Below are 880 nucleotides of genomic sequence, written 5' to 3'. Positions count from 1 at the left end.
ATAGAACCAGCTGTTGAGCAAATTAACGAACACAGCCCGTTAATTTTGAATTGGAGCGCTAAGAAGACAGGACGAAAAGTAACTCACTTAGTGTTTGATTACTGCTCCAAAAAGCAGCCTGATCAAATTGCTAAGCCGAGACGAAAGACAAAATTAACGGACGCACAGATCAAAGATCTAGCTCGTCCTGGGGAGTCTTGGGATGAAGCCCGCAAGCGGCTTGAACACCATCCATAAGAAGCTCGCAATGCTCCTTTGACCCAAGCCCAGCGGACCAAAGCGGCAAAGCAGGCACTCCTATGAGACGGCGCTTGATACCTATGCTATTGGAGCATCTGATCATTTTTATTAACTTTATACTTAATCACATCTCATATAAATAAGCGCTCATGTAAACTCCTTGGTTCGGATGAGGCGTAAATTCTATATTATAATAACCGCCATTTATTATTACATGGCATTGGACAAAACCAGCAGCGATTAAAGGACTCTTATTTTCTGCGTATTTAGCAGCTTCTTTTAAAGATAAAAAAGGTAAAACACCTGTTTCTTGATTATTTGAAACTAATTCAACAGCAATTTTTTCAATAGTTTGTGAGTGGTCTTTCTTTTTCCAAAACATACCTTACATCTTCCTTCTCTATGCCATTTAATTAAACTAATTAAGAACTACTAATATCCCTTGAGAATGCGGAACTGTCCGTTTTCACCCCAAGCTTCTGCCTTGTTGTCTACCTCAGCGCAAAGCCGCTTCTGAGGTCCGCACAGGGTCAACACAACTTTGCCGCCTCTGGCTTCTAGGTTCTCTGCATTGGCCCGCAAGTCAGCAATTTCGCTGGGAGACGGCACCAGTAGCATCGACAAACCCACTATCGTCAGT

1 protein-coding gene and 2 pseudogenes are annotated in these 880 nt (G+C 42.5%); 1 reads left to right on the top strand and 2 read right to left on the bottom strand.

What is annotated here, in order from left to right:
• Window positions 1-237, top strand: a pseudogene (locus GHO32_RS26105) (replication initiation protein); the annotation flags it as partial.
• Between the two features lie 127 nt (window positions 238-364).
• Here GHO32_RS26105 and GHO32_RS26100 read toward each other — a convergent pair.
• Window positions 365-622, bottom strand: coding sequence for a hypothetical protein (locus GHO32_RS26100; RefSeq protein ID WP_153436284.1), 258 nt, complete (start codon window positions 620-622; stop codon window positions 365-367).
• A 50-nt stretch (window positions 623-672) separates the two neighbouring features.
• A pseudogene (locus GHO32_RS26715) lies at window positions 673-880 on the bottom strand (hypothetical protein); the annotation flags it as partial.

It is taken from the genome of Pseudomonas sp. FSL R10-2189, from assembly GCF_009600325.1.
Lineage (GTDB): Bacteria > Pseudomonadota > Gammaproteobacteria > Pseudomonadales > Pseudomonadaceae > Aquipseudomonas > Aquipseudomonas helleri.
This window is presented reverse-complemented; position numbering and strand designations above follow the sequence as displayed.